Below are 25,182 nucleotides of genomic sequence, written 5' to 3' on the forward strand. Positions count from 1 at the left end.
GGTTGGTGAGATGGGCCGGCCGGACGATCACCAGGGCTAGCCGATGCACGGTGACAGGCAATACTGTTCGGTAACCATCATGACGTGACGACCGTCACGCCACCACCCCCGAAGGCGGCTACAGCGATGGCTCTCGATGTACCGTACCGCTCCATCCCGGACATGTTCCTCAAGCGCGTGGCGGCCACCCCCGACCGGCACGCGTTCGCGTCCCCGAACCCCGACGACTCGGGGCCTGCCTGGCTGACCTGGGCTCAGGTCGGTCAGCGCGCCAAGGCGGTCGCCGCCGGCCTGCACGGCCTGGGCGTCGGCCAGGAGGACCCGGTCGCGATCCTCGCCAACACCCGGCTGGAGTGGGTGATCGCCGACCTCGGCATCATGTGTGCCGGCGGCGCGACCACCACCGTCTACCCGACCACCGAGCCGGCCGACGCGACGTACATCATCGCCGACTCCGGTTCGAAGGTGCTGTTCGCGGAGAACCCGGCCCAGGCGGCGAAGATCGCCGGGGCGACCCTGCCCGCGCTCACCCACGTGGTGCTTCTCGACGGCGCCGTCGACCCGGACGCCGCTGTCGCGCAGTTGACGCTCGCCGACCTGGAGGAGCGCGGCATCCAGGCGCTGGCCGCCGAGCCGGAGCTGATCGACATGCTGGTGGCCGGCATCGGCCCGGACCACCTGGCCACCCTGATCTACACCTCCGGCACCACCGGCCAGCCCAAGGGCGTCGAGCTGCTGCACGGCGGCTGGTGCTGGGAGGCGGTGGCGCAGGCGGAGGTCGGGCTGCTGCGCGACGACGACCTGCAGTACCTGTGGCTGCCGCTGGCCCACTCGTTCGGCAAGACCCTGCTCTGCGGCGCCATCCACGTCGGCCTGCCCACCTACGTCGACGGGCGGGTGGACAAGCTGGTCGAGCTTCTCTCGGTCATCCGCCCGACGCTGATGTGCGGCGCTCCCCGGGTGTTCGAGAAGGTCTACAACAAGGCGGTGACCACCGCGCAGGGCGCCGGCGGCGCGAAGGCGAAGATCTTCGGCTGGGCCGTCGGCGTCGGCAAGGAGAAGGTCACCCTGGAGCAGGCCGGCAAGCCGGTGCCGGCCGGGTTGAAGGTGCGCTACGGGCTGGCCGAGAAGCTGGTGTTCAGCAAGCTCCAGGCCCGTCTGGGCGGCCGGATGCGGGTGCTGGTGTCCGGTGCCGCGCCGCTCAGCCCGGAGATCGCCACCTTCTTCGCCGCCGCGAACCTGCCGATCTCCGAGGGCTACGGCCTGACCGAGACCAGCGCGGGCAACTTCGTCAACCCGCCGGACGGGCTGCGGATCGGCACCGTGGGCCGGGCCATGGGCGACCTGGAGTGCAGGATCGACACCGACGGGGAGATCCTGGTGCGGGGTCGGCCGGTGATGCGCGGCTACCACAACCTGCCGGAGGAGACCGCCGCCTCGTTCACCGAGGACGGCTTCTTCCGTACCGGTGACATCGGCACCCTGGACGAGCAGGGCTACCTCCGCATCACCGACCGCAAGAAGGACCTGGTCAAGACCTCGGGCGGCAAGTACATCGCACCGTCGCACATCGAGGGCATGTTCAAGGCCATCTGCCCGTACACCTCGCAGGCGGTCGTCGTGGGTCAGGCCCGCAACTTCTGCACGATGCTCGTCACCCTGGACCCGGACGCCATCCGGGGCTGGGTCGCCGGCGGCCCGCTGGAGGGGCGCAGCTACACCGAGATCGTCACGTCGGCTGAGGCCCAGACGATGGTCGAGGAGTACGTCGCCCAGCTCAACTCCAAGCTCAACCGCTGGGAGACCATCAAGAAGGTGGCCATCCTGCCGCGCGACCTGACGATCGAGGACGGCGAGATCACCCCGTCGTTGAAGATCAAGCGGCGTGGGGTGGAGAGCAACTTCGCCGCCGAGATCGACAAGATGTACGCCGGCACCCTCGCCGAGCTCTGACGCGTCGCCGGTGGCCCCGCACTCGAGCGGTGCGGGGCCACCGGCGTTCGTGGCGGCGACGGCGTTCAGGCGATGACGGCCGGCTCGCGCCACCGCTGGCGGCCGGCCCGGTCCAGGTCGTAGCGGATCGCCGCGAGACGCCCGACGGCCTCCACGAGGTCCGCGGCGGGCAGGGTGAAGGGCAGCCGCAGGAAGCGCTCCAGGGTGCCGTCCAGGCCGAACCGGGGGCCGGGGGCCAGCCGTACGCCGACCTCCTCCGCGGCCCGGGCCAGCGCGCTCGAGACCGGGCCGTCCAACTCTGCCCACAGCGTCACGCCACCCCGCGGCACGGTGACCCGCCACTCCGGCAGTTGGTGCGCCAGCGCGCCGAGCAGGGCGTCCCGCTGGACCGCCAACTGGACGCGGCGGTCGGCGACGATGGCCTCGGCGTGGGCGAGCAGGTGCACCGCGACCAGTTGGTCCAACACCGGGCTGGCCATGTCGACCCCGACCCGCACGGCGGCCAGCCGCTGCACCTGCGGCGCGGACGCGCGCACCCAGCCGATCCGCAGGCCACCCCAGTAGGGCTTGCTCATCCCGCCGATGCTGATCACCCGGCTGTGCCGGTCGTAGGTGGCGACCGGGGGTGGCACCTCGGTGCCGTCCATCGAGAGGTCCACGAAGGACTCGTCGATGATCAGATCGGTGCCGACCGCGTGCGCGGCGGCCACCACGCGCTCGCGCAGCGAGGCGGGCATCAGGTGACCCGTCGGGTTCTGGAACTCGGGAATCAGGTAGGCCAGCTTGGGCCGGGTCTGTCGGAGACTGCCCAGCAGCAGGTCGGGCTCCCAGCCGGCGTCGGCGGCGAGCCCGTGGGTGCTGATCCGGGCCCGACGGCCGGCCAGGGCGGCGAGGGCGTTGGGGTAGGTCGGGGACTCGACCAGCACGGTGCCGCCCGGGGCCAGGGCGAGCCGCAGGACCAGATCCAGTGCGTGCTGGGTGCCGCTGGTGACCATGATCTGGTCGGGCGAGGTGGGCAGACCCCGCGCGGTGTACGCGTCGGCCACCGCCTCGCGCAGCTCGATGACGCCGGTCGGGTGGTAACCGGCCCCGCTCAGGTAGCGGGGCAGGTCCTCGGCGGCGGCCCGCGCGGCCGAGAGCAGTTGCGGCGGTGCGGCCAGCGCGGCGACGCCGAGGTCGAGCATCTCCCGGTCGTCCAGCGGGGTCCACAGGCCGGTGCTGGCCACCCGGTGGTTGCCGGGCAGCATCGTCCAACTGCCGGCGCCCCGCCGGCTGGCCAGGTGCCCGGTCTCGCGTAGCTGCCGGTAGGCGGCGGTCACCGTGGTCCGGCTGATCCGCAGCGCCTCGGCCAGCTCCCGTTCGGCCGGGAGGCGGACGCCCAGCGGCAGCCGGCCGTCGGCGAGGAGCCCGCGCACCGAGCCGGCCAGCGCGGCGTAGTCGGGGCTGCGGCGGCGGCCCGGCAGGGCATGCCACTGCCCGAGCAGACGGGCCAATTGGACGCCGCGCACCTGCCCGCTCATAGCCACTCCTCGAATATTGGCTTCTTCCTCGACGAGGATTGGCACCTAGGGTGGCACGCATGGCACTGCTTGGCAATCTGCGGCACCGGCCGGTTCGACGGTTGGTCCAGCTCTACCTCGGGCTCGCTGTCTACGGCGTCAGCATGGCCCTGATGATCCGCTCCGACCTGGGCCTCGACCCGTGGGACGTGTTCCACCAGGGGCTCTCCGAGCGGACCGGGCTCTCCTTCGGCACTGTCACCATCGCCGTCGGTGCGCTGGTCCTGCTGCTCTGGATCCCGCTGCGGCAGCGCCCCGGCCTCGGCACGGTCAGCAACGTCGTGGTGATCGGCCTGGTCGTGGACGCCACACTGGTCCTGCTGCCCGCGGGCGGGCCGCTCGGCGTCCGGATCGCGATGCTGGTCAGCGGGATCGTCGCCAACGGCGCCGCCACCGCTCTCTACCTCGGCGCCCGGTTGGGGCCCGGCCCCCGCGACGGTCTGATGACCGGGTACGTGGCCCGGCGACCCGGCCTGTCGATCCGACTGGTGCGCACCGTCATCGAGGTCACCGTGCTGGCGCTGGGCTGGCTGCTCGGCGGCACCGTCGGTCTGGGAACCATCGCGTACGCACTGGCCATCGGTCCGTTGGCCCAGTTCTTCATTCCGCTGTTCGCCGTGCCGGAGGCCGCCGCACCGGACACTGCCGCGCCCCCGCCGGGCAACTCCGCGCCGGCCGCCCCGGCCGGCTGAACCCTCACCGACCGTCCGCGAACCGGTACGTGGGGGTGGTACCGCGCACCGGTTCGCGGGTGGGTGTTCCCTTCCGCGACGCGTGTCGTCATCATCTGTGCATGGGGGAGAACGGTTGGCGCTGGAACGACGCCTGGATCTTCGTGTCGCTCGTCATCGCGAGCGGCGCCGGACGGCACCGTCGGTCGGCGACAAGCCGACGGCCGGAGGGCGTCCGCCTGACCGACGTGCTCTCCACAGCCGACCACCTCAACCATGCGATTCCGCAGCGACACGAGGTGGAGGCCGCGGTCCAGCGGCTGGTCGGCGCCGGGCTGGTCAGCGTCGCCGACGGCTGGTTCCGGATCACCGCCGAGGGTGAGCAGCTGTGGCGTAGCCGCCCACGCGCGGGTGTGGCGACCATGGTGGACACCGTGCAGGGTGTGTTGACCCGCCGGCACGCCCCGGGCAGAGCGGACTGGATCCTGGACGAGGCCGACCACGCGGCCGCCGTCCAGGAGTACGCGGTCCGTTCGATTCCCACCCCGCGTCGGTCACCGGAGGGGCACTCCGGCGAGCGCTGAGCTGCTCAGCGCACCGGATGGCCGCCGAGGCGCAGTGCGTCCTTGACCTCGGCGACGGTCAGCTCTCCGAAGTGGAAGACGCTGGCGGCGAGCACCGCGTCCGCGCCGGCACCGATCGCCGGCGGAAAGTGGGCCACCTCCCCGGCGCCGCCGCTGGCCACCACCGGTACGTCCACCACCGCGCGCACCGCGGCGATCAGCTCCAGATCGAAGCCCGCCTTGGTGCCGTCGGCGTCCATCGAGTTGAGCAGGATTTCCCCCGCGCCCAACTCGGCGCCCCGGTGCGCCCACCACACGGCGTCGATGCCGGTGCCACGCCGACCCCCGTGGGTGGTGACCTCGAAGCCGCTGGGCGTGCCGCCGTTCGGCGACCGCCGCACGTCGAGGGAGAGCACGAGCACCTGCCGGCCGAACCGGTCGGCGATCTCGGCGATCAGCTCCGGACGGGCGATGGCGGCGGTGTTCACGCCGACCTTGTCCGCACCGGCGCGCAGCAGCGTGTCCACGTCGGCGACCTGCCGGACCCCGCCGCCGACGGTCAGCGGGATGAACACCGACTCGGCGGTGCGGCGCACCACGTCGAGCATGGTGCCCCGGTCGCTGGAGGACGCCGTGACGTCGAGGAAGGTCAACTCGTCCGCGCCGGCCCGGTCGTACGCGGCGGCCAGCTCCACCGGGTCGCCGGCGTCACGCAGGTCCAGGAAGTTGACCCCCTTGACCACCCGCCCGGCGTCCACGTCCAGACAGGGGATCACCCGTACCGCCACCGTCATGCCGCGAGCCTATCCTCCGCACGCACGGCGGCGGTCGACCCGATCGGGTCGACCGCCGTACACGAGTTGTGCGTCACACCTTGACGAGCATCTTGCCGAGGTTGTCGCCGCGCAGCAGGCCGAGGAACGCCGACGGGGCGTTCTCGATGCCGTCCACGATCGTCTCGTCGTAGGACAGCGTGCCGTCGCGCAGCCAACCCGAGACGTCGCGCACGAACGCCGCCCGCACGTCGTTGTGGTCGTTGACCAGGAAGCCGCGCAGGGTGAGCCGCTTGCCGATGACCAGCGCCAGGTTGCGCGGTGCGGCCGGCGGCTCGGTGGCGTTGTACTGCGCGATCATGCCGCAGATGGCGGCCCGACCGTGCAGGTTCATGGCCGAGATGGCGGCCTCCAGGTGGTCACCGCCGACGTTGTCGAAGTAGACGTCGACGCCGTCCGGGGCGGCCTCCCGCAGCGACTCGCGGACCCCGTCGTGGTAGTCGAAGGCGGCGTCGAAGCCCAGTGCCCTCAACCGTTCGACCTTGGCCGGCGAGCCGGCACTGCCGATCACCCGGCCGGCGCCCTTGAGCTTGGCGATCTGGCCGACCAGGCTGCCCACCGCGCCGGCCGCGGCGGAGACGAAGACCGTCTCGCCGGGCTTCATCGCGGCCACCTCCAGCAGACCGGCGTACGCGGTCAGCCCGGTCATGCCGAGCACGCTCAGGTACGCGCTGACCGGGGCGATGCCCGGGTCGACGGGCCGGGCCGCGGCGGCGTCGAGCAGGGCGTACTCCCGCCAGCCCAGCCCGTGCAGGACTGTGGTCCCGACGGCGACGTCCGGCGCCTCGCTGGCCACCACCTCACCGATCGCGGCACCGTCGAGCGGCGCGTCGAGCGCGAACGGCGCCACGTACGACTTGACGTCGTTCATCCGTCCGCGCATGTACGGGTCGACGGACATGTACTGGTTGCGGACCACGATCTGGCCCGGTCCGGGCGTCGGCACGTCGGTCTCGACGAGCCGGAAGGTGTCTTCGGTAGGCCAGCCCTGGGGGCGGCTGGCCAGGTGGATCTCGCGGTTGCTGGTCACGGGGTGGTCGTCCTCTCGTCCGCGGATGGGGGCCTGGGGCCGCGGGTCACGCGGACAGGGTCTCGCGGACGGTGAGGGTGACGTCGACGTTGCCGCGGGTGGCGTTGGAGTACGGGCAGACCTGGTGGGCCTGCTCGACGATCTGCTCGGCGACCTCGCGGGGCGCGGCGGGCAGGTCGACGACGAGTTGCACGGTGAGCCCGAAGCCGCCGCTGCCGTTCGGGCCGATGCCCACCTCGGCGCCGACCACGGAACCGGTCACGTCGGCCTTGGCCCGGCGGGCCACCAGCCGCAGCGCGCTGTGGAAGCAGGCCGCGTAACCGGCGGCGAAGAGCTGCTCGGGGTTGGCCGCGCCACCCGTGCCGCCCATCTCCTTCGGCACTGCCAGGTCGAGTGCGAACGTGCCGTCGGAGGTCTCGACGTGGCCGTCCCGGCCGTCGCCGGTGGCGGTCGCGGTCGCGGTGTAGACAACCTGCATGGTGGTCACTGCTCCTTCTGTCGGTGGATGGTGTCGGTGACCCGGGTGAGGGTGTCGCGCAGCGCGACGAGCTCGCCGAAGCCCAGCCCGGTGGCCTGCGCGATCCGCAGCGGGACATCGCAGACCCGCTCGCGCAGCGCCCGGCCCTGCTCGGTGAGGCCCACCTCGACCCGCCGCTCGTCGCGGGCCGACCGCCGCCGCACCACCAGGCCCGCCCCCTCCAGCCGCTTGAGCAGCGGGGAGAGCGTGCCGGAGTCCAGCCGCAGCTCGGCGCCCAACTCGGACACCGTCGGGGCGTCATCCGGACGCTCCCAGAGCACCAGCAGCACCAGGTACTGCGGGTAGGTCAACCCGACCTCGTCGAGGATCGGCCGGTAGACGTCGGTCAGTGCGCGCGACGCGGCGTAGAGCGCGAAGCACACCTGCCGGCGCAGCACCAGGTCATCCGTCACCACTGAACCGTAGCCCACAATTAAGTTGTGCACAACTTATCGCGCTGCGGGATCACCCGGCGGGCCGCGAGGGCGGTCACCTCAGCGATCGCCGAGGTACGCCTCCAGCTCCACCTCGACCAGGTGCTCCGGGTCCAGCAGACCGGCCACCACCACCAGGGTGGCCGCCGGCCGGACCGCGCCGAAGACAGCGTTGTGCGCCCGGCCCACCTCGTCGGCGTGCAGCCGGTCCGTCACGTACATCCGGGTCCGGACCACATCGCCCGGCTCCGCACCCACCTCGGCGAGCGCGGCCAACCCGATCCGCAGCGCCTGCGCGGTCTGCGCGGCCGCGTCACCGACGTGCACCACCCGGCCGTCCACAGTCGCCGTGCAACCGGCCGTCCAGGCCCGCTCACCGGCCCGGACCACCCGGGAGTACCCGTAGCGCTGCTCCCACGGGCCCCCCGACCCCAGCCGGGTCGTCGTCACGCCTCGGCCAGCGTCCGCAGCGCCTCGGCCACCGTGAAGGCACCCGCGTAGAGCGCCTTACCGGCGATCACGCCCTCCACCCCGGCCGACTCCAGGGTCGCCAACGCCCGCAGGTCGTCCAGGGTGGACACCCCGCCCGAGGCGATCACCGGCCGGTCCGTACGGGCACACACCTCGCGCAGCAGATCCAGGTTCGGCCCGCGCATCGTGCCGTCCTTGGTGATGTCGGTGACCACGTACCGACTCGCGCCCGCCTTGTCCAACCGCTCCAGCACCTCGTACAGGTCACCACCGTCGCGGGTCCAACCCCGCGCCGACAGGGTGTTACCCCGCACGTCCAGCCCGATGGCGACCCGGTCGCCGTACTCCGCGACCACCCGGTCACACCAGACCGGGTCCTCCAGGGCGGCGGTCCCGATGTTCACCCGGGCCGCTCCGGTGCCCAGCGCCGCGCGCAGCGACTCGTCGTCACGGATGCCCCCGGAGAGCTCCACCTTCACGTCCAACTGACGCACCACCTCCGCGAGCAGGTGCGCGTTGGTGCCCCGACCGAACGCCGCGTCCAGGTCGACCAGGTGGATCCACTCCGCGCCGTCCTGCTGCCAGGCCAGCGCCGCGTCCAACGGGTCGCCGTAGATGCTCTCGCTTCCGACGGCGCCCTGCACGAGCCGGACGGCCCGGCCGTCAGCGACATCCACCGCGGGTAACAGGGTGAGGCTCAAGGTCTTCTCCTCGATCAGGTACGACGGTCCAGGGCGATCACCACGATCGCCGGCAGTACGAGCAGCAAGAGCGCGATCAGCGCGATACGCAACGCCAGGTTGTCGACAAACGTCCAGATCAGGAGCAACGCCGCGCCGGTGAGCAGCACGATCGCGGCCCGCTCACCCCTAGTGTGCCGGGCCAGCCGGCCGGAGCGACCCCGCCGCAGCCGCGGCGTCAAAGTGCGGACCACCGCGCGACGGCGTTGCCGGCGGGCGACCTGACGCTGCCGGACCGCCCGTTCCCGGGCCTGCTCCGCCTCCCGCTCGGCCCGTCGGCGGGCGCGCTCCCGGCTCACCGCGACGCCCGTTGCTCGGGCACCGCGCGACGGCGCTCAGTCACCGCTGGGCAACGTGGCGAGCCAGTTGCGCAACAGCGCGGCACCGGTGTCGGCGGACTTCTCCGGGTGGAACTGGGCCGCCGACAACGAGCCACGCTCCACCGCCGCGACGAAATCCGTGTCGTGGTGGGCGGTGGTCACGGTGGCACCGGCAGCGACCAACGCCACCGGGTCGCCCATCGCGTACGAGTGGACGAAGTAGAACCGGCTCTGCTCCGTCAACCCGGCGAACAGCACCGACTCCCGCGGAGCCCGGACCGTGTTCCAGCCCATGTGCGGCAACCGGGCGGCGGCCAACCGGGTCACCCCGCCGGGCAGCAGCCCCAGCCCCTTGGTCACCACGCCGTGCTCGTCACCGTGCTCGAAGAGCACCTGCATGCCCACGCAGATGCCGAGCACCGGCCGGCCGGCAGCCACCCGTTCGGCGATCACCGGACCGGCGCCCAGCGCCTCGATCCCCGCCATGCACGCCGCGTACGCGCCCACACCCGGCACCACCAGACCGTCGGCGGCAGCCGCCGCGGCCAGGTCGTCGGTCACCCGGACGTCCGCTCCGGCGGCGGCCAGCGCCCGCTCCGCCGAACGCAGGTTGCCCGAGCCGTAGTCGAGCACCACCACGTCACTCATGTCGTCACCCCGATCACCCGTTCTCCGGCAGCAGCCGCAGCACCCCGGCGACAGTGGCGAGCACCGCGAGCGCCGCGGTGATCAGCACGGCGGCCTTCGGCGCGCCCTGCCGGTAGAGCGACCAGGTGCCGCCCACCAGCACCCCGGCCAGGATCAGCAGCAACGTCGGCAACGCGGCACCCATCAGCGCCACCTTTCATTCGCGACTGCGGGACTCCGCTGCGCTGCGCTCCTCGCGCTCATCAGAGCGCGCCCTTCGTGCTCGGGATCGAACCGGCGGAACGGGGGTCGATCGAGGTGGCCTCGCGCAACGCGCGGGAGACCGCCTTGAACTGCGCCTCCACCACGTGGTGCGCGTCCGGGTGACCACCCGGACGGGCCGCCCGCAGCACGTCGACGTGCAGCGTGACCCGGGCAGCCTGACCGAAGGACTCCCAGATGTGCCGGGTCATGCTGGTCGCGTACACCGGCCCGATGTACGGGGCGAGCACCGGCTCGTCGTGCACCACGTACGGCCGACCGGAGAGGTCCACGGCGGCCCGCACCAGCACCTCGTCCATCGGCACCGTGGCCGAGCCGTACCGCCGGATGCCGGCCTTGTCGCCCAGCGCCTGGTCGAACGCCGCACCCAGCGCCAGCGCGGTGTCCTCGATCGTGTGGTGCGCGTCGATCTCCAGGTCACCCACCGTGCGCACGGTCAGGTCGAAGCCGCCGTGCCGGGCGATCTGGTGCAGCATGTGGTCGTAGAAGCCGACGCCGGTGCTGATCTCGGCGGCACCGGTGCCGTCGAGATCGATCTCGACGAGGACATTGGTCTCCTTGGTGATCCGTTCCACCCGGGCGGTCCGACTCATTGCGAAGTCTCCATTGCAGTAAGGAAGGCGTCGGTCTCGGCGGCGGTGCCGGCGGTCACCCGCAGCCAGCCGGGCAGGCCGACGTCACGGACCAGCACCCCCTGTGCCAGCAGGGCGTTCCAGACGACGGTCTGGTCACCGCCCACCTCGAAGAGCACGAAGTTGGCGTCGCTGTCGGCGCACCGCAACCCCCGCTCGCGCAGCGTCGCCACGATCCGGTCCCGCTGCGCCATGATCGCGCTCACCGTACCGAGTAGGGCGTCGCGGTGCGCCACCGCCGCGCGTGCGGCGGCCTGGGTGAGCGCGGAGAGATGGTACGGCAGACGGACGAGCTGCACCGCCCGCACCACCGCCGGGTCGGCGGCCAGGTAACCCAGCCGGCCACCGGCGAAGCCGAACGCCTTGCTCATCGTCCGGGTGACCACCAGCCGCGGGTGGCCGGGCAACACCGCGAGGGCGCTGACCGTCCCGGGCCGGGCGAACTCGGCGTACGCCTCGTCCACGACCACCATGCCGGGCGCAACGTCGAGCACCGCGGCGATCACCGCCGGGTCCAGTGCGGTGCCGGTAGGGTTGTTCGGCGAGCAGAGGAAGACAACGTCCGGCTGGTGCTCCCGGACCTGGGCGACCGCCTCCTCGGCGGTCAACCCGAAGTCGACGCCGCGCGTGGCGGGCACCCACCGGGTGCCGGTGCCGAGGGCCAGCAGCGGGTGCATCGAGTACGCCGGAACGAAGCCGAGCGCGGTGCGCCCCGGCCCCCCGAACGCCTGGAGCAGTTGCTGCTGGATCTCGTTGGAGCCGTTGGCCGCCCACACCTGCTCGACGGTGAGCCCGTGCCCGAGATAGTCGGCCAGGTCGGCGCGGAGCGCCACCGCGTCCCGGTCCGGGTAGCGGTTCAGCTCGCGCAGCTCGGCCGCGAGCGCCTTGGCGATCGCCTCGACCACCGGCTCCGGAACCGGGTGGGAGTTCTCGTTGGTGTTGAGCCGCACCGGCACGTCCAACTGCGGCGCCCCGTACGGCGACAGCCCGCGCAGGTCGTCGCGGATCGGAAGTTCGTCCAGACTGGTCACGCCGACCCTCCCGGGAAACGGGCCTGGACCGCCTGGCCGTGCGCGGGCAGGTCCTCCACGTTGGCGAGGGTGACCACGTGCGGGGCCACGTCGCGCAGCGCGGCCTCGGTGTATTCGATCAGGTGCACACCGCGCAGGAAGGACTGCACGGACAGGCCGGAGGAGTGCCGGGCGCAGCCGCCGGTGGGCAGCACGTGGTTGGAGCCGGCGCAGTAGTCGCCCAGCGACACCGGCGACCAGGCGCCCACGAAGATCGCCCCGGCGTTGCGGACCCGCAGCGCCCACTCCCGGGCGTCGACCGTCTGGATCTCCAGGTGCTCGGCCGCGTACGCGTCGACCACCCGCAGCCCGGCCTCGAGGTCGTCGACCAGGACCACGCCGCTCTGCTCACCGGTCAGCGCCGTGGTGACCCGCTCGGTGTGCTTGGTCGCCGGCACCTGCCGGGCCAGCTCCGCCTCGACCGCCTCGACCAGCGCCACCGACGGGGTGACCAGCACGCTCGCGGCGAGCGGGTCGTGCTCGGCCTGACTGATCAGGTCGGCGGCCACGTGCGCCGGGTCGGCGGTGTCGTCGGCCAGGATGGCGATCTCGGTCGGCCCGGCCTCGGCGTCGATGCCGACCACACCGCGCAGCAGCCGCTTGGCGGCGGTCACCCAGATGTTTCCGGGGCCGGTGATCAGGTCGACGGGGTCGCACCGCAGCTCACCGGCCGGGTCCACCGCCGCGCCGTACGCCAGCATCGCCACCGCCTGGGCCCCGCCCACGGCGTACACCTCGTCGACGCCGAGCAGCGCGCACGCGGCGAGCACCCGGGGGTCGGGCAGGCCGCCGTTGTCCTTCTGCGGCGGGCTGACCACCACCAGCGAGCGCACCCCGGCCGCCTGGGCGGGCACCACGTTCATCACCACTGTCGACGGGTACATCGCCAGGCCACCGGGCACGTAGAGGCCGACCCGGTCGACCGGCAGCCACCTCTCGGTGACGGTGCCGCCGGGCACCACCTGGGTGACGTGGTCGGTGCGCCGCTGGTCGGCGTGCACCCGGCGGGCCCGGGCGATGGACTCCAGCAGCGCGGCACGCACCGCCGGGTCGAGCACCCCCTCGGCCTCGGTGATCGCCTCGACCGGCACCCGCAGCACCTCCGGGGAGATGCCGTCGAACCGTTCGCTCGCCTCCCGGATCGCCGGGTACCCATGCTCACGGACCGCCTCCACCAGAGGACGGATGCGCTCGACGGCGACGGACACGTCGAGCTGGGCACGGGGCAGCAGGCGGCGCGGGTCACCGAGACCGTCGCGCAGGTCGATCCGATTCAGCACTCTTGCGAGTCTAGGCGGCCGGTCCGACGCCCACCCGAGCCGCCCGTACGCCGGGACGGTGAGCCGGGCCACGCCGCCGCGGGCGGGATTGGTTAGGCTCGACCATGTGACCGCACGGCTGCCGGTGTTCCCGCTCGCAACGGTGCTCTTCCCCGGGTTGGTGCTGCCGCTGCACATCTTCGAGGAGCGCTACCGGGCGCTGGTCCGACACCTGGTCGGCCTGCCCGACGGTGCCCCGCGCGAGTTCGGCGTGGTGGCCATCCAGGCCGGCTGGGAAGTGGCGCCCGCCGGTCCCGCCGGCGCCCCGGCCACGTCGGGCGTCGGCGAGGTGACGCTGCACGAGGTGGGCTGCACCGCCGAGCTGCGCCAGGTGACCGAATTGACCGACGGTGGCTTCGACATCGTCACTGTCGGTCGGCGTCGTTTCCGGATCGCCGAGGTCGACGACAGCGCCGAGCCCTACCTGACCGCCGACGTCGAGTGGCTGCCCGACCCGGGCGGCCCGGACGAGGTGGCCGATCTGCTGGCCGCGCGGGTGATCGCGGTGTTCCGGCAGTACCTCGGCCTGATCCGGTCCGACCCGGAGGAGATCTCCGAGCAGTTGCCGGAGGACCCGACGGTGCTCTCGCACCTGGTGGCGGCGACCGCGGCGCTCACCGTCGACGACCGGCAACGGCTGCTGGCGATCGACGACACCGCCTCCCGGCTCCGCGCCGAGCTGCGGTTGCTCAACCGCGAGGCGGCTCTGCTGCGTCAGGTGCGGGCGGTTCCGGTGCCGCTGTCGGAGCTGGCGTCCCCGCCGACACCCAACTGAACTCCCCCGGCTCGGGCTCGGGGCGTAGCCCCGGCCACCGCGACCAGCCGGCCAGCAGCGTATACATGACCGCGGCCCCGAACGCCGGCAGCAGCAGGTTGCCGTGCGGCACCGGCAGCACGCCGAGCAGCCAGTCCACGCCACCGGCACGCAGGTCGGCGGGTTTGCTGAAGGCCTGCCCGGCCGGGGCGGTCGCCAGCAGCCGTTCGAAGGTGGCCAGACCGATCCGCCGTCCCACCTGCCAGGCCACCGGCGCGGCGACCAGGGTGCCGAGCACCGCGGCGAGCAACCCGACCGGGCCGCGCCGCCGTCGCAGCACGAACCACAGGGCGAGGGCCACGAGAAGCCCGAAGGCGAGCCCGAGCAGGCTGAACCAGCCGTCGGCGGCGATCGGCTGCTCAGGTTGCGGCTCGGCGTAGATCGCCCCCTCGGCGGTCTTGAGCACCGGGGTGTCCGGCGCGAGCGCGGCCCAGAGCAACCCGAGCGGAACACCCAGCGCGGCGAGCGCGAGCACGGCGCCCAGCACCGTCGCCAGGGCACGCAGCGGACGACGCGGTTCGTCGAACCGCAGCTCCAGCGAACTCGCGTACGCCGCCGAGGGCGGCAGTGGACCCGGACCGGACCCGCCCGGCGCTGTCCCGGCCGACGGGTCGGCCTCCGGCGGTGTCGCGTCCGGCGTACGGGGTGGCATGGGTTGGTCTGGCTCGTCGACGGGCCGCTCACGGTCGGGGTTGTCCGGGCTCACCCGATGATCCTCTCAGGCCCGGTGCCCGGCCGGGGCTCCGGTGGCGGCAGACCAGCTTACCGGGCGAACGGCTCCACCATCATCGCGGCGGCCCGCAGCCACGCCTGCCGGGTCTCCGGCTGGAGCTGGTGGTACTCGATCGACGACCCGGTCTCCAGAGCCGGGTCGTACGGTACGACGGCCACGCCCCTGGTGCGGGTGGCGAAGTGCCGCTCCAGGTCGTCCTGGAGCGTCGAGCGACCCGGGGTCGGGCAGGAGATGAGGGTGATCGCGTTGTCCGCCAACTCGCCCATGCCCTCCTCGTGCAGCAGGTCGAGCATCCAGTCCGCGCTGAACGCCGCGTCCTCCCGGGGCACCGTGGTCACCACGAGCTGGTCGGCGGCCTGCATCACGGTGCGCCAGTTGGGGCTCTCCACGTTGTTGCCGGTGTCGACGCAGACCACGTCGTGGGTGCGCCGCAGCAGCTCCAGCACCCGTCGGACGGTGAACTGGTCCAGTCGCTGGGCGAAGCGCGGGCTCTCCTCGCCGGCCAGCACGTCGTACGAGCCGTCGGAGGCGTGCCGCAGGTAGTCGTCCAGCCGGTCCAGCAGGGTCGCGCCCTCCAGGATCTCGATCTGGGCCAGGTCGCTGATCAGGTGCCGGATCGTGCGGGCGTGCCGGGCGCTGCCGGCGCGCAGGCCGAGGGTGCCGCGCAACTCGTTGTCGTCCCAGGCCAGCACGCCCTTGCCGCGGACACTGCCGACCGTCGCCGCGGCGAGCACGGTGGCGGTCGTCTTGTGCACTCCACCCTTGGGGTTGGCGAAGGCGAACACCCGGGGCGTGCCGAGGTCCCGTTGGAGCACCCCGTTGGCGCGCTCCTGCTCCTGGTCGACGGCCGGTGGACGCCATTCGACCCGGGCCGGGTAGGCACGTTCGGCGACCGCCGAGCCGACCGCCGGGGCGGGTGGTGGCGGGACGGGCACGGCGACCGGCGGCGGGGCGACCGGCGGGGGCGGTGCAGCCGGGTAGCCGGTCTCCGGCTGGTAGCCGGTCTCCAGCAGGGCGTACCGCGATTCCACCGGCGGGTCGCCCGGTCGGTAGCCGTTGTCCAGCAACGCGTAGCGCGACGGGACCGGGTCGGGGCCGCGTGCCGGCGGCTCGGGCTCGGCCCGGTACGCCGGCTCGGCCCGGTAGTCCGGCTCGGCCCGATAACCCGGCTCGGCCCGATAACCCGGCTCGGCCCGATAAGCCGGGTCCGCTCGGTAGTCCGGCTCGGCCCGGTAGCCGGGCGTCGCGCGGTAGTCCGGCTCGGCGCGGTAGCCCGGCTCGGCCCGGTAACCCGGCTCGGCGCGGTAGTCCGGCTGCTCGGTCCGGTACGCCGGCTCCGCTCGATAGTCCGGCTCGGCCCGATAACCCGGCTCGGCCCGGTACGCGGGCTCGGCCCGGTAGTCCGGCTCGGCCCGGTAGGCGGGGTCGACCCGGTAGGTCGCCTCGGCCCGGTAAGCAGGCTCCGCGCCGTACGACAGGTCCGCCGGATGCCCGATGGCAGGTGCCCGCCCGGCGTAGCCGTTGGGGGCCGCACGCCGTGGCAGCGGGTCCGGCGGCGGTTCCTCGCCACGCCGCTCCGGCTCGGTCTGCTCCGCGCCGCGACCGCCCAGCCGGGCACGGTCCAACAACGCGCGCCACCGCGGCGCTGGTTCGGCCGGCCGGCCCCAGCCGGTCTCACTGCCCTCCACGGCCCGCCCTCCCAGCGCCATCGATCTCTGTCTGACAGGCTACGAACCCAACCCTATTCGGACCACACCTCAGAGCGCACACCAGCCGGCGCAGATCACGACGACGGCGATGGGGTCAACGGCTCGGTGAGGGTCGCGTCCGGCGAGGTGGTGACACTCGGCGGCGTCGACTCGGTGGGCTCCGGCGTCGACGGTTCGGGTGACGGAATCGTCACGACTGGTGCGGGTTCCGACGATTCGCCCACGGACGCCGACGGCGCCGGGGCGCTGATCATCGGCGCTGGCCGTTCGGACCGGGTCGGTACGGGGCTCGGCCCCGTGTCGGCCGGCGGGCGCACCACGTCACGCTGCTCCGGCAGGGGTGGCGTGAAGACCGTCCGGTCCAGTCGGTAGACCTCGGGGGCGGGGTCGACCGCCCGTACGTCCGGCCGGGCCGCCACACCGCGCAGCGCCACCGGCGTCGCGCGAACCACCGCCGCGTAGACGCAGGCGCAGCCGGTGCGGTACGCGGCGGCCTCGGCGGCGGCCACCTCGGCGCCGCTGACGTACTGCTCCCGCAACTCCCGCTCGCCAACCCCGTCGCCGTCGACGGCGGCGGCCCTGGCCCGGTAGTCGGCGGCCTCGGTCTCCTTGCGGGCCGCCACCTGCTCCATGCCGGCGACCACGTCGTCGGGCACCCGCAGCGCGGGGATCTTGACGATCTCGGTCTGCCGGCCGGGCAGCGGAACCCGCCCGAAGACGGTGGAGACCCCCACGTCGCCGAGCACCGTCGCCAGCCGCTGCGGAGGCAGGTACGCGTCGAGCGTGACCAGCGCGTACGTCCCGCCCTCGGCGGCCGGGGCGGACGCGGGCAGCGCCGCCAGGTCGGCCGCGGCGGACCGCAGGTAGCCGGGGACGGAGTCGCCGTCGGCAACGCCGACCCGGGTGACCTCGCCGACAGTCCGGTCGCCGACCGGGCTGTCGTCGACGGCCCAGGCGGCGGTGCCCAACACCGCCGCAGCGGAGAGCACCGCAGCCCAACTGAGCACGCCCGAGCGCGACGACCGGTCGCCCAGCCGGGCCACCGCCCGGGTCAGCGGCGGCAGCAACCGCTGGTCCAGCTGCCGCAGCAGGTTGCCGGCGCGCACGGGCGGGATCCCCTCTGTGAAACGGTGTCGGGCGGTCGCCGCTCAGTCACGCAGGATCTGAAGCGCACGTTCCAGGTCGTCAGGGTAGTCGCTGACGAACCGGACCTCGTCCCCCGTTCGGGGGTGCACAAAGCTCAGTTCGCGGGCGTGCAGCCACTGTCGGGCCAGGCCGAGACGGGCCGAGAGGGTGGGATCGGCGCCGTAGGTGAGGTCACCCACACAGGGGTGCCGCAGGGTGGAGAAGTGCACCCGGATCTGGTGGGTCCGGCCGGTCTCCAGCCGGACGTCGACCAGACTCGCCGCCGGGAACGCCTCCAGGGTGTCGTAGTGGGTGATGCTCGGCTTGCCGCCGGACACCACCGCCCAGCGGTAGTCGTGGGTGGGGTGCCGGTCGATCGGCGCGTCGACGGTGCCCCTCAGCGGGTCCAGGTGACCCTGCACCACCGCGTGGTAACCCTTGTCGACCTCGCGGTACTTGAAGGCCCGCTTCAACGCCGTGTACGCCTGCTCGCTCTTGGCCACCACCATGATCCCGGTGGTGCCCACGTCGAGCCGGTGCACCACGCCCTGGCGTTCGGCGGCGCCACTGGTGGAGATGCGGTGCCCGATCGCGGCGAGCGCGCCGATCACCGTCGGCCCGGTCCACCCGGGGCTCGGGTGGGCTGCCACCCCGACCGGCTTGTCGACCACGACGATGTCGTCGTCGGCGTAGACGACCCGCAGGCCGGGCACCGCCTGCGGCACCACCGTCGGCGGTGCGACCGGGGCGGGCAGCGTGACGTCCAGCCAGGAGCCGGCCTTGACCTTGTGCGAGTTGGGCCGGGCGGAGCCGTCGACCAGCGCGTCTCCGGCGTCGACCAGGGCCGCGGCGGCGGTGCGGGAGAGCCCGAACAGGCGGGACACGGCCTGGTCCAGGCGCATGCCGTCGAGGCCGTCCGGAACCGGAAGGGAACGGTGGTCGCCGCCAGCGGCGAACGCCGAGGTCATGCCCGCTCCCTCTGCTCGGAGCCCGGCGCGGCGGCGTCCGTCGTGGCCGGGTCGCTGTCGCGCCCCGCCCGCCGGCCGTCACGCTGGCGGCCGGTCAGCTCCAACAGGACGGCCAGCAGCACGCCGCAGACCAGCGAGCTGTCCGCCAGGTTGAACACCGGCCAGACCTGGCCGTACGGGTCGAAGAGGCTGATCATGTCGACCACGTGCCCGTGGAACGGGGACGGCGCGCGGAAGATCCGGTCGACGAGGTTGCCCAACGCGCCACCGAGCACCAGGCCGAGCGAGACCGCCCAGGGCAGCGAGCGCAGCCGCAGGGCCATCCAGACGATCCAGCCGACCACACCGATGGTGATCAGCGGGAAGACCCAGGTGTGGTCCGCGCCGATGCTCCAGGCCGCACCGCTGTTGCGGGTCAGGCTCAGGTAGACGACCCCGCCGAGCAGCCGGACCGGCTCCCGGTCGGTCAGCGCGGCCAGCGCGAGGTGCTTGGTGACCAGGTCGGCCAGCAGGGCCACCAGGGCGACCCCGGCGAGAATCGCGACGGCCCGGGGCCGGCGGGTGCCGCCGCCCGGATCGGTGCGGCCGGGTTCGGCGGACGGTACTGCGGTCATGCGCTCCCCATCGACAGTCTTGGCGGTGATCGCTCACCGTCTCATCGCCGCCGGGGAACGGACCTCAGCGCCGCTCCTCCAGCTGCTTGCACGTCACACACAGGGTGGCCGACGGGAAGGCGGCGAGGCGCTCGACCGGGATCGGGTTGCCGCACCGTTCGCACCAGCCGTAACCACCCTCGTCGAGGCGCTCCAGAGCGCGCTCCACCTGCGTGATCCGTTCCAGAATGCTGTTGGCGAGAGAGATCTCCTGCTCCCGCTCGAGCGTCTTGGTGCCCGTGTCGGCCTGGTCGTCCCCGGCCGAGTCGGTCAGCCGATCGCGCTGCAGCTCGGTGATCTCACTCAGCGTCTGATCGTACTCGGCGCGAAGCTCGTCCCGCCGCGCCGCCAGCGCCGCCCGGATCTTCTCGGTCTCGGCCGTGCTTCGGGTGGCCTTCGCCACCGGCTTGCGCCCGGCGGTCCTGGTGTCGGATGGCTTCGCCATGGGTCGCTCCCTCGGCCGGGGAACCGCGCGGTCCGCGGCGCCTGGTCAGGGGGCGCCGACAAAGGCGTCCCCTATGGACGAAAAGGGGCGCACGGCGACGATGGCCGCGCACTCCCGAGGTTGGCAAGAATACGGAACGTACAGGCGTCCGACAACGTGCCGCACCGTCGCACCGTCTAACAGCCCCTAGCCCTGCCTAACTGGGGCAAAGGGAACGCTAGCAGATCAATTGGGCACCTCATCTCCGTACTCACCAAACCATCGGGCCAGACGACCCCGCCGACTGACGGCCCGCAACCGCCGTTCCGCCGCGTCCCGCACCCCGGCGGTCGCCACGATCAGCAGACTGTCGCCGGTCTTCAACCGGGTGTCGGGTGCGGGCACGAAGCCCACGCCGTCGCGCAGCACCAGGGTCACCGACGCGCCCGGCGGAAGACGCAGTTCGTCGACGTGCACCCCGGCCAGTCGTGAGCCCGGTGGCACCTCCACCTGGAGCAGGTCCGCCCGCATCCGCTCCAACGGCGCGGTCTCCACGTGGATCTCGGCCGCCTCGGCCGGCGCGGTCACCCGCAACCGGCGGGCGAACGGCCCCAACGTCCCGGTCTGCACCAGCGTGAAGATCACCACCAGCACGAAGACCACGTCGAAGAGCCGCTCCGCGCCGGGCACCCGCTCGGAGAGCGGAATGGTCGCCAGCACGATCGGCACCGCCCCGCGCAGCCCGGCCCAGGACAGGAACGCCTGTTCCCGGAGCCCGACCCGGAACGGCAACGCCGAGACGGCCACCGACAACGGTCGGGCCAGGAGCACCAGAGCCAGCCCGGCGACCACCGCGGGCAGCACCGCAGCGTCCAGCCGGCCCGGCGAGGCCAGCAACCCGAGCAGCACGAACAACCCGATCTGGGCCAGCCAGGCCAACCCGTCCGCGAAACCGAGAATCGCCTGCCGGTGCGACAGGCGGGCATTGCCCAGCAGCACCCCGGCCACATAGACGGCGAGGAAGCCCGAGGCGTGCAGAACCGCCCCCGCGGCGTACGCCAGCACCGTGATGCCGACCGCGGCGATCGGGTAGAGCCCGGCCGAGGGCAGCGCGGCCCGGCGCAGCGCCCAGGTGCCGGCGACGCCAGCGGCAACGCCCACCGCCGCACCGACGCCCAGCTCGTAACAGACCAGCGCGACCTCGTACCACCACGGGTGCGCGAAACCCCGGTGGGACAGCAGCACCACCAGCAGCACCACCGGGGCGTCGTTCATCCCCGACTCGGCCTCCAGGGTCGCCACCAGCCGGGGCGGCAACCGCAGTCGGCGCAGAGTGGCGAAGACGGCCGCCGCGTCGGTGGACGAGAGCACCGCGCCGTAGAGCAGCGCCAACCGCCAGTCCAGCCCCAGCAGCAGGTGCACGGCCACGCCGACCACCACGATGCTGACGACCACGCCGACAGTGGAGAGCGCGGAGGCCAGCCCGAGCACCGGGCGCAGCGTGGTCCACCGGGCGGTGAGCCCGCCCTCCGCGATGATCACGATCAGCGCGCAGAAGCCGAGGGTCCGGGTCAGCTCGACGTCGTCGAAGCGGATGCCCAACCCGCCCTCGCCGATCGCCACACCCAGAGCCAGGTAGACCAGAAGGCTGGGCACACCGAGCCGGGTGGAGAGTCGCACCGCGCCGACGGCGACCAGCAGCACTGCCGCACCGAGCAGCAGCGCGATGTCCAACCCGGGAGTCACGGCTGCCTTGCCTGGGCTGTCCTCACTCGGCGGATCCGTCGCGCAGACGGCGCAGCACCTCGGGCAGGTCCGGGCCGGGCCGATCGACGAGGAAGAGCTTGTCCCGGCTGGCCGCGCCGGCACGCAGCGACACGACGGCCGGCCGGACGCCCAACGCGCCGGCCAACGCCCGCCGGGCGGCCTCGGTGGCCCGCCCGTCGACGGCCGGGTCGTGGACCGCGATCACGAGGGCGGGCCCGTGCGGGCCGTCGAAGCGGCCACCCACCCGGTCCCGGGAGGCGCCGGGCTTCACCCGTACCGCCACTGTGAGCGTGTCCTGCGCGGGCACCGGGCGCCGCTTCAGATCGGACGGGCGTCGGCGAGGAGAGCGGTCGCCGGCGCGCAGTGCGCGCACGGGGTGAAGCCAAGGTCCACGGCCTCGGCGACCGGCAACGTCTCGGGCTGCCAGCCGATCAGGTGGGGGCAGCCGTCCAGGTGGTAACGGGGGCGGCCGTCGACGACCTCGACAGCGTCGAGCAGTCGGGCCACCCGGGCCGCCTCGGCGGGCGTGATCTGCTGGGCGGCCGGCTCGTCGACCGCCGCGACCGCCGGGTCGAACACGTCGCCGGTCGACGCCGCGAGGGGCGACGCCGGGCTGACCGGCCGGGCCCGCGCGGGCACCTCGTCCGCCGCACCCACCATCGGCGACGCGTCCTCGACGCGCGGCGGGTCGACCGGCGACACCTCATCGACCGGCGGCACATGGTCGACCGGCGGCTCGGGTGGTTGCCGCCACCCGGTGCCGCCGGTACCAAAGGTCGTGGGCACGTGCTGGACCGGCACCTCCGGCTCGACCAGCGGCGGCCCGTACGCGACACCCGGTGTGGCCTGGCTGGCCGTGCGGGGCGCGTCGGGATTACGCCGGTCGGTCCGGCCGGGATCCGCCATGGCCCGGTTGGCGGCTGCCTGGCGGGCACCCACCACCAACGCCACGGCGGCCAGCAGACTGGCCGCGATGGAGATGACCAACAAGAAGCTAGAGCCACCGGCCAAACCGAGCACCAGTAGCACCACAGCGACGAGGATGAGCAGGAGACTTGCGACTATCACGGCTCACCCCCGCCGCGTCGAACCGTCCAGGCGGGGCCGGCGACCGTCACCATTGGCGGACAGCGATCGCCGGCCGGTGCTCAGCGTCCGGCTTCGAGGGCGCCGGAGCGCCCGCCGCCGCCGTATGAACCAGCGAGACCCGCTGCGGCCAGCCCGTTGCCGCCAGCGACCCGGCCGGCTTCGGAGCGGGTCATCTCGGCCTCGAGGCCCTGGCCACGACCGTCGAGGTCCCGCAGCTGGCTCTCCAGGTACGCCTTGAGCCGGGTGCGGTACTCGCGCTCGAACTGCTTGAGCTCCTCGATGTGCTTCTGCAGCGCCGTGCGCTTGGCGTCCAGGCCGCCCATGGCCTCCTGGTGCCGCTGGCGGGCGTCCCGCTCAAGGGCGTCAGCCTTGGCGCGCGCCTCCCGGGTCACCTCCTCGGCCTTGCTGCGAGCCTCGGAGAGCAGGCTGTCGGCCTCGCGGCGAGCGTCGGACACGTGGTCGTCGGCGGTGCGCTGGGCCATCATCAGCACGCGCAGGGCCTGCTGCTCACCGTCACCGGTGACGCCGCCGGCCGGGCCGCCGGTCGAGCGGACCTGCTCCAGCTCGGCCTGCATCGCGCGGGCAGCCTGCTCGGCCGCCGACTTGTCGCGCTGCACCCGGTCCAGTTGGGCCTTGACATCGTTGAGCTCCGCCGCCAGTCGGGCGTCGCCGCCGGGGCCGGCGGGGGCGCCGCCACGGCCGCCGCGCTCCACCTGGGCGCGCAGCTCGTTGTTCTCCTCGATGAGACGGGCGAGCTCGCGCTCGACCTCATCCAGGAAGGCGTCGACCTCCTCCTCGTCATACCCCCGTTTGCCGATCGGCGGCTTTTTGAAGGCGACGTTGTGGACGTCGGCCGGGGTCAGCGGCATCGAAACTCCTCGGGTCAGTTGCGGCCGCGAAAGCGCGTCGGTCATCAGGCAGATGCCCTGATCGACGGCCCTAACACGAACTCCATCAGCACGAACAGGATAACCAGGAGCACAAGGGAGGCCAGGTCGATGCTCACGGTACCAATTCGCAGCGGAGGGATCACACGCCTCAACGCGTTGAGAGGGGGATCAGTGACGCTCCACACGGATTCCAATCCTGCCGATGCTCCACGCCCCGGTTGCCAGCGACGGCCGTACTGCAGGACGGCGCTCAACACGAACCGGGACAGAAGAAGGAGCAGGAAGACATAAAGGATCAGGTACAGCACTTGCAGTAAGATCGACAACACGGTCAGCGACGTCCCTCGGGTCGGGCGGGATCAACTCAGACTGAAAAAGCCGCCCTCAGCGATCTTGGCTTTGTCCTCTGCGGTGACCTGGACGTTAGCCGGTGAGAGCAGGAACACCCGATTGGTCACGCGCTCGATCGTACCGCGCAGGCCGAACGCCAGCCCGGCGGCGAAGTCCACCAGACGGCGGGCATCCGCCTCATCCATCTCGGTGAGATTGATGATCACCGGGACACCGTCGCGGAAGTGCTCACCGATGGTGCGCGCCTCCCGGTAGGTGGTGGGGTGCAGCGTGGTGATCTGGTAACGCTGCTCCTCCTCGGGCAGGGCCCGCTCACGCGACGTGACCTGCGGCGCGAGGGCCAGGTTGTCCCGAGTGTGGTAGGTCAGCGCACCGGAGGTCTCGCCCGCCGACGACCGGGTGATCGACCGGACGCTGGACCGCTCGATCCGCTCCGGCCGCTCACCGTCGCCGCGCTCGGACTCGCTCAACCGCCCGCTCGACCGCTCGGAGAGCCGGCCCCGCCCGCTGTCGCGCGGCCGGGGAGCCGGCGGCTCCTCGGCGTCGTCCTCGTCGTCGTCGGCGAACTCCTCGGCGTACCGGCTCTGCCGGTACCGCGAGTCGCGGTAGCCACCCTTGTCGTAGCCACCGTCGTCGTAGGCCCGCTCGTCGTCTTCTTCGACCAGACCGAGCCAGACCCCCGCCTTGCGCAGTGCACCCATCCCGCGCCCTTCCGTCCGCCGTGCGGCACGCGCCCCCGTGCCATGTCGCCCGTCGCGAGTGGACAACCATGCCCATCGGACCGGAACAGCAATCCCCCCGGCGCGCGATTCGCGTCGCGCGCCACGACCCCCGACCGGGAGACGCCCGCCCCTAAAACAACACTGATGTAATTTGCTTGTCTCGCGGTCAGGCTACCGCAGCGTGGGACGCATTCCGAGCAACGCGCTACCGACGCGGACATGTGTCGCGCCGTAACGGATCGCTATGTCGAAATCCCCGCTCATACCGGCGGACAGCGCGGTGGCTCCCGGATGGACAGCCCGAAACGCGTCGGCGACCTCCGCGAGCCGGGCGAACGCCCGCTCCGGCTCCCACCCCAGCGGCGCGACAGCCATGAGACCCACCAGACGCAACCCTGTCGCTTCGGCGACCGCCTCGGCCACCGGCTCCAGACCGGCGGCCGGATCCGCCGAGCCGGGCAGGGCGCCGCCCCGGGCCGCGTCGCCGTCGATGCTCACCTGGACCAGAGCGTCGAGCGGCTCCTGCCGGTCCGCGGTCGCGGTTGCCAACGCCCGGGCCAGCCGGACACTGTCGACGGAGTGCACCACGTCGGCGTAACGGACCACCGAGCGGGCCTTGTTGCGCTGCAACTGGCCGATGAAGTGCCAGCGGGGACGCACCCCGGCGGCGGCCATCTCGGCGGCCTTGCCGGCTGCCTCCTGGTCGCGGTTCTCCCCCATGTCGGTCACCCCGAGCCCGGCCAGCGCCAACACGTCACTGGCCGGGTAGGTCTTCGTCACCGCGATCATGGTCACCTCGGCACGGTCCCGGCCGGCCTGCGCGCAGGCGTCGTCGACCCGGGACCGGACCTGGGCCAGACCGGCCGCGAGTTCGGCGTGCCGATCTGGTCGTACCGTGGCTGAGCTGTCGGTCATC

The 25,182-nt window shown here is 72.8% G+C and carries 30 protein-coding genes; 4 read left to right on the top strand and 26 right to left on the bottom strand.

Going from position 1 to position 25,182, the window contains the following annotated elements:
* The first annotated feature begins 126 nt into the window (after positions 1 to 126).
* The gene (locus tag ACIBEF_RS15485) at positions 127 to 1,953 is read left to right on the top strand and encodes an AMP-dependent synthetase/ligase (protein ID WP_396793978.1); all 1,827 of its coding nucleotides are present in this window, start codon (positions 127 to 129) and stop codon (positions 1,951 to 1,953) included.
* Between the two features lie 65 nt (positions 1,954 to 2,018).
* Here the strand turns inward: ACIBEF_RS15485 and ACIBEF_RS15490 are convergent, their stop codons facing one another.
* Entirely contained in the window at positions 2,019 to 3,473 is a 1,455-nt protein-coding gene (locus ACIBEF_RS15490; RefSeq protein WP_396793979.1) for a PLP-dependent aminotransferase family protein, read from the bottom strand.
* A 59-nt stretch (positions 3,474 to 3,532) separates the two neighbouring features.
* Between ACIBEF_RS15490 and ACIBEF_RS15495 the strand changes: the two genes are divergently transcribed.
* Positions 3,533 to 4,204 carry a YitT family protein gene (locus tag ACIBEF_RS15495; RefSeq protein ID WP_396793980.1) on the top strand — a complete coding sequence of 224 codons (672 nt, stop codon included), beginning with the start codon at positions 3,533 to 3,535 and terminating at the stop codon, positions 4,202 to 4,204.
* 101 nt (positions 4,205 to 4,305) lie between these two features.
* Entirely contained in the window at positions 4,306 to 4,767 is a 462-nt protein-coding gene (locus ACIBEF_RS15500) for a hypothetical protein (protein ID WP_396793981.1), read from the top strand.
* 5 nt (positions 4,768 to 4,772) lie between these two features.
* On the opposite strand, the gene hisF is transcribed toward ACIBEF_RS15500, so the two are convergent.
* From hisF to hisD, 12 genes are all read right to left on the bottom strand, one after another.
* Entirely contained in the window at positions 4,773 to 5,540 is a 768-nt protein-coding gene (gene hisF, locus ACIBEF_RS15505; protein WP_112582731.1) for an imidazole glycerol phosphate synthase subunit HisF, read from the bottom strand.
* A 73-nt stretch (positions 5,541 to 5,613) separates the two neighbouring features.
* On the bottom strand, positions 5,614 to 6,609 hold the full coding sequence (locus ACIBEF_RS15510; RefSeq protein WP_396793982.1) for an NADP-dependent oxidoreductase: 996 nt from the start codon (positions 6,607 to 6,609) through the stop codon (positions 5,614 to 5,616).
* 46 nt (positions 6,610 to 6,655) lie between these two features.
* A complete protein-coding gene (locus tag ACIBEF_RS15515; RefSeq protein ID WP_396793983.1) occupies positions 6,656 to 7,087 on the bottom strand; it encodes an organic hydroperoxide resistance protein in 432 nt (143 codons plus the stop codon).
* Between the two features lie 5 nt (positions 7,088 to 7,092).
* Positions 7,093 to 7,539, bottom strand: a complete 447-nt coding sequence (locus ACIBEF_RS15520) for a MarR family winged helix-turn-helix transcriptional regulator (RefSeq protein ID WP_396793984.1) — start codon at positions 7,537 to 7,539, stop codon at positions 7,093 to 7,095.
* Positions 7,540 to 7,620: 81 nt separating this feature from the next.
* Positions 7,621 to 8,010, bottom strand: a complete 390-nt coding sequence (locus ACIBEF_RS15525) for a RidA family protein (RefSeq protein WP_112582733.1) — start codon at positions 8,008 to 8,010, stop codon at positions 7,621 to 7,623.
* Positions 8,007 to 8,732, bottom strand: a complete 726-nt coding sequence (priA, locus tag ACIBEF_RS15530) for a bifunctional 1-(5-phosphoribosyl)-5-((5-phosphoribosylamino)methylideneamino)imidazole-4-carboxamide isomerase/phosphoribosylanthranilate isomerase PriA (RefSeq protein WP_357202526.1) — start codon at positions 8,730 to 8,732, stop codon at positions 8,007 to 8,009. Before priA ends, ACIBEF_RS15525 begins: the two co-directional genes overlap by 4 nt.
* 14 nt (positions 8,733 to 8,746) lie before the next feature.
* Entirely contained in the window at positions 8,747 to 9,070 is a 324-nt protein-coding gene (locus ACIBEF_RS15535; protein ID WP_396793985.1) for a hypothetical protein, read from the bottom strand.
* A gap of 36 nt (positions 9,071 to 9,106) precedes the next feature.
* Positions 9,107 to 9,739, bottom strand: coding sequence for an imidazole glycerol phosphate synthase subunit HisH (hisH, locus tag ACIBEF_RS15540; protein ID WP_396793986.1), 633 nt, complete (start codon positions 9,737 to 9,739; stop codon positions 9,107 to 9,109).
* Positions 9,740 to 9,752: 13 nt separating this feature from the next.
* Positions 9,753 to 9,923 (bottom strand): hypothetical protein, encoded by a 171-nt coding sequence (locus ACIBEF_RS15545; RefSeq protein WP_167362522.1) that lies wholly within the window; start codon positions 9,921 to 9,923, stop codon positions 9,753 to 9,755.
* A gap of 58 nt (positions 9,924 to 9,981) precedes the next feature.
* Positions 9,982 to 10,593: an imidazoleglycerol-phosphate dehydratase HisB gene (gene hisB, locus ACIBEF_RS15550; RefSeq protein WP_396793987.1), complete on the bottom strand. Its 612-nt coding sequence runs from the start codon at positions 10,591 to 10,593 to the stop codon at positions 9,982 to 9,984.
* Complete coding sequence (locus tag ACIBEF_RS15555; protein WP_396793988.1) at positions 10,590 to 11,663, bottom strand: histidinol-phosphate transaminase; 1,074 nt, start codon at positions 11,661 to 11,663, stop codon at positions 10,590 to 10,592. Before ACIBEF_RS15555 ends, hisB begins: the two co-directional genes overlap by 4 nt.
* Positions 11,660 to 12,982, bottom strand: a complete 1,323-nt coding sequence (hisD, locus tag ACIBEF_RS15560; protein WP_357259618.1) for a histidinol dehydrogenase — start codon at positions 12,980 to 12,982, stop codon at positions 11,660 to 11,662. Before hisD ends, ACIBEF_RS15555 begins: the two co-directional genes overlap by 4 nt.
* Before the next feature lie 106 nt (positions 12,983 to 13,088).
* On the opposite strand from hisD, the gene ACIBEF_RS15565 reads away from it, so the two are divergent.
* Positions 13,089 to 13,796, top strand: coding sequence for an LON peptidase substrate-binding domain-containing protein (locus ACIBEF_RS15565; RefSeq protein ID WP_357202537.1), 708 nt, complete (start codon positions 13,089 to 13,091; stop codon positions 13,794 to 13,796).
* Here the strand turns inward: ACIBEF_RS15565 and ACIBEF_RS15570 are convergent.
* The 13 genes from ACIBEF_RS15570 to ACIBEF_RS15630 all read right to left on the bottom strand — a co-directional run bounded on the left by ACIBEF_RS15570 (position 13,711) and on the right by ACIBEF_RS15630 (position 25,181).
* The gene (locus ACIBEF_RS15570; RefSeq protein WP_396793989.1) at positions 13,711 to 14,541 is read right to left on the bottom strand and encodes a DUF2567 domain-containing protein; all 831 of its coding nucleotides are present in this window, start codon (positions 14,539 to 14,541) and stop codon (positions 13,711 to 13,713) included. The two genes, ACIBEF_RS15565 and ACIBEF_RS15570, sit on opposite strands and share 86 nt — an antisense overlap.
* A gap of 56 nt (positions 14,542 to 14,597) precedes the next feature.
* Positions 14,598 to 16,277, bottom strand: a complete 1,680-nt coding sequence (locus ACIBEF_RS15575) for an AAA family ATPase (RefSeq protein WP_396793990.1) — start codon at positions 16,275 to 16,277, stop codon at positions 14,598 to 14,600.
* Between the two features lie 74 nt (positions 16,278 to 16,351).
* Positions 16,352 to 17,383, bottom strand: coding sequence for a hypothetical protein (locus ACIBEF_RS15580; protein ID WP_396793991.1), 1,032 nt, complete (start codon positions 17,381 to 17,383; stop codon positions 16,352 to 16,354).
* A gap of 42 nt (positions 17,384 to 17,425) precedes the next feature.
* The gene (locus ACIBEF_RS15585; RefSeq protein WP_357202546.1) at positions 17,426 to 18,370 is read right to left on the bottom strand and encodes an RluA family pseudouridine synthase; all 945 of its coding nucleotides are present in this window, start codon (positions 18,368 to 18,370) and stop codon (positions 17,426 to 17,428) included.
* On the bottom strand, positions 18,367 to 18,984 hold the full coding sequence (gene lspA, locus ACIBEF_RS15590; protein WP_396793992.1) for a signal peptidase II: 618 nt from the start codon (positions 18,982 to 18,984) through the stop codon (positions 18,367 to 18,369). The genes ACIBEF_RS15585 and lspA overlap by 4 nt, the downstream gene beginning before the upstream one ends.
* A 64-nt stretch (positions 18,985 to 19,048) precedes the next feature.
* On the bottom strand, positions 19,049 to 19,468 hold the full coding sequence (locus ACIBEF_RS15595; protein ID WP_091407724.1) for a TraR/DksA C4-type zinc finger protein: 420 nt from the start codon (positions 19,466 to 19,468) through the stop codon (positions 19,049 to 19,051).
* Between the two features lie 225 nt (positions 19,469 to 19,693).
* Positions 19,694 to 21,193, bottom strand: coding sequence for a potassium/proton antiporter (locus tag ACIBEF_RS15600; RefSeq protein WP_396793993.1), 1,500 nt, complete (start codon positions 21,191 to 21,193; stop codon positions 19,694 to 19,696).
* Positions 21,194 to 21,215: 22 nt separating this feature from the next.
* Positions 21,216 to 21,521, bottom strand: coding sequence for a DUF167 domain-containing protein (locus ACIBEF_RS15605; RefSeq protein WP_355007667.1), 306 nt, complete (start codon positions 21,519 to 21,521; stop codon positions 21,216 to 21,218).
* Between the two features lie 11 nt (positions 21,522 to 21,532).
* Complete coding sequence (locus ACIBEF_RS15610) at positions 21,533 to 22,282, bottom strand: hypothetical protein (RefSeq protein WP_396793994.1); 750 nt, start codon at positions 22,280 to 22,282, stop codon at positions 21,533 to 21,535.
* Positions 22,283 to 22,362: 80 nt separating this feature from the next.
* Positions 22,363 to 23,172 (bottom strand): DivIVA domain-containing protein, encoded by an 810-nt coding sequence (locus ACIBEF_RS15615; RefSeq protein WP_396793995.1) that lies wholly within the window; start codon positions 23,170 to 23,172, stop codon positions 22,363 to 22,365.
* A gap of 44 nt (positions 23,173 to 23,216) precedes the next feature.
* The gene (locus ACIBEF_RS15620; protein ID WP_030334503.1) at positions 23,217 to 23,522 is read right to left on the bottom strand and encodes a YggT family protein; all 306 of its coding nucleotides are present in this window, start codon (positions 23,520 to 23,522) and stop codon (positions 23,217 to 23,219) included.
* Positions 23,523 to 23,552: 30 nt separating this feature from the next.
* Positions 23,553 to 24,245, bottom strand: a complete 693-nt coding sequence (locus ACIBEF_RS15625) for a cell division protein SepF (protein WP_238667380.1) — start codon at positions 24,243 to 24,245, stop codon at positions 23,553 to 23,555.
* Positions 24,246 to 24,437: 192 nt separating this feature from the next.
* Positions 24,438 to 25,181, bottom strand: coding sequence for a YggS family pyridoxal phosphate-dependent enzyme (locus tag ACIBEF_RS15630; RefSeq protein WP_396793996.1), 744 nt, complete (start codon positions 25,179 to 25,181; stop codon positions 24,438 to 24,440).
* Between the last annotated feature and the right edge of the window lies 1 nt (position 25,182).

The organism is Micromonospora sp. NPDC050795, assembly GCF_044456785.1.
In the GTDB taxonomy this organism is placed as follows: Bacteria; Actinomycetota; Actinomycetes; order Mycobacteriales; family Micromonosporaceae; genus Micromonospora.